General features: G+C 71.6%; 2 protein-coding genes. One reads left to right on the forward strand and one right to left on the reverse strand.

Annotated elements, in window-relative coordinates:
* Positions 1-19 precede the first annotated feature (19 nt).
* Complete coding sequence (locus ACWEVO_RS34460) at positions 20-2,005, reverse strand: TIGR03960 family B12-binding radical SAM protein (protein WP_452311598.1); 1,986 nt, start codon at positions 2,003-2,005, stop codon at positions 20-22.
* 214 nt (positions 2,006-2,219) lie between these two features.
* Between ACWEVO_RS34460 and ACWEVO_RS34465 the strand changes: the two genes are divergently transcribed.
* Positions 2,220-2,731, forward strand: a 512-nt coding sequence (locus ACWEVO_RS34465) for a hypothetical protein (RefSeq protein ID WP_452311599.1), incomplete at its 3' end; no start/stop codon positions are given.

A 2,731-nucleotide genomic window follows, 5' to 3' on the forward strand; every position in this document is an offset into this window, starting at 1 on the left:
GGGTCGGTCGGCGGCGGCGCTACTGCTGGGCGCCGGCCGGCAGCTTCAGGCCGTTGACCGGGGTCAGCGGCAGCAGCTTCCGGCCGGTCGGGCCGATCTGGATCTCGGTGTCCATCGACGGGCAGACACCGCAGTCGAAGCACGGCGTCCACCGGCAGTCGTCCTGCTCGTACTCGGACAGGGAGTCCTGCCAGTCCTGCCAGAGCCAGTCCTTGTCCAGACCCGAGTCGAGGTGGTCCCAGGGCAGGACCTCCAGCTCGTCGCGCTCCCGGGTGGTGTACCAGTCCAGGTCCACGCCGAAGGTCGGCAGCGCCTCGGCGGCGGCGTCCACCCAGCGCTGGTATGAGAAGTGCTCGCTCCACCCGTCGAACCGGCCGCCGTTCTCCCACACCTTGCGGATCACCGCGCCGACCCGGCGGTCGCCCCGGGAGAGCAGGCCCTCGATCAGCGACGGCTCACCGTCGTGATAGCGGAAGCCGATCGCCCGGCCCAGCGAACGGTCCGCGTTGATCGCCTGCTTGAGCAGCTTGAGCCGACCGTCGATGACCTCCGGCCGGGCCATCGACGCCCACTGGAACGGGGTGTGCGGCTTCGGCACGAACCCGCCGATGGAGACTGTGCAGCGGATGTCCTTGGACCCGGTCGCGGCCCGGCCGGCCCGGATGACCTCGTGCGCCATGTCGGCGATCTCGAGGACGTCCTCGTCGGTCTCTGTGGGCAGGCCGCACATGAAGTAGAGCTTCACCTGCCGCCAGCCGTTGGTGTACGCGGTGACCACGGTGCGGATCAGGTCTTCCTTCGACACCATCTTGTTGATGACCTTGCGGATCCGCTCCGACCCGCCCTCCGGGGCGAAGGTCAGACCGGTCCGCCGGCCGTTGCGGGACAGCTCCTGGGCCAGGTCGATGTTGAACGCGTCGACCCGGGTCGAGGGCAGCGAGAGCGAGACGTTGGTGCCCGCGTACTGCTCGGCCAGGCCGGAGCACATGTCGCCGATCTCGGAGTGGTCGGCCGACGACAGCGACAGCAGGCCGACCTCGTGGAAGCCGGAGAACTCCAGCCCCTGCTGAACCATCTGGCCGACGGTGGTGATCGAGCGCTCCCGGACCGGGCGGGTGATCATGCCGGCCTGGCAGAACCGGCAGCCCCGGGTGCAGCCGCGGAAGATCTCCACCGCGTACCGCTCGTGCACCGTCTCGGCGAGCGGCACGAGCGGCTTCTTCGGGTACGGCCACGCGTCCAGGTCCATCGTCGTGCGCTTGTGCACCCGGAACGGCACGTCCGGGCGGTTGGGCACGACCCGCTGGATCCGGCCGTCGGGCAGGTAGTCCACGTCGTAGAAGCGCGGCACGTAGACGCTCTCGGTGCGGGCCAGCCGCAGCAGCAGCTCGTCACGCCCGCCGGGGCAGCCCTCCGCCTTCCAGTCCCGGACGATCGCGGTGATCTCCAGCACCGCCTCCTCGCCGTCACCGAGCACGGCGGCGTCGACGAAGTCGGCGATCGGCTCCGGGTTGAACGCGGCGTGCCCGCCGGCCACGATCACCGGGTCGGCGTCGGTGCGGTCGGCGGCGAGCAGCGGGATGCCGGCCAGGTCGATCGCGGTGAGCAGGTTGGTGTAGCCCAGCTCGGTGGAGAACGAGACGCCGAACACGTCGAAGTCGCGCACCGAGCGGTGCGCGTCGACCGTGAACTGCGGCACGCCGTGGGCGCGCATCAGCTTCTCCAGGTCCGGCCAGACCGCGTACGTCCGCTCGGCGAGGACGTCCGGCAGCTCGTTGAGCACCTCGTAGAGGATCTGCACGCCCTGGTTGGGCAGGCCCACCTCGTACGCGTCCGGGTACATCAGCGCCCACCGGACGGTCGCCGCGTCCCAGTCCTTGACCACCGCACCCAGCTCACCACCGACGTACTGGATGGGCTTGGTCACCTGGGGCAGCAGCGGCTCCAGCCGGGGCCACACGGAGTTGGACGCGGTCGGACGCGGCGTCGTGGACGGGGCACTCATGATGCCCAAGGGTACGCGGTGCCACGCCCGCCACCACGCCGCACCGCAGCAGCCCGCGCCGCGGCTCCCGGCGCGGCTCGCCCGGATCTTGGACACTTCCGGTTGGACCGCACGGGAAGTGTCCAAGATCGCCGCCGGTTCCGGGTGGGCGGGATTCGTCGGGGGTGGCACGGCGGTATTAACCTCGCAACGGGCGCGAGAGGAGATTGCCGCGATGGCGCAGCCGCAGCCGGACACCGGCCGGCCGGCCGACGGGAGCATCCCGGTCACGGGCCGGGATCCAGGCGCCGACGAGCCGATCCAGCGCCCCGTACCGCCGTCGCCGCGGCAGCCGGGCGACGAGCGGACCCCGAAGGCCACGGACGACGTCCCCGCCGGGGCCGGCACGGCGCCCAGCCGCGGGGACGACGGCGGCCACGAGCCGGACGCGCTCCACGAGCGCGACAGCCACCAACCGGACGACACCCGCCACCAGGACGGCCCCGTCGACCAGGGCGACACCAGCGACCTGGACGCCTCCCTCGATCAGGACGCACCCGTCGACCAGAACCGGACGACCCGCGACCAGGCCGACACCGCCGGACAGACCGACACCGCCGACCGGGCCGACACCGCCGGCCAGGCCGGGACACGGCCATGCGGCGACCGAAGGCTCGGCGTCGACAAGGGCTACACCGAAGCCCTCACCGACTCCGATGGCCAGCCCCACGGTGAACAGCTCGGCGA

This window comes from Micromonospora sp. NPDC003776 (assembly GCF_053605645.1).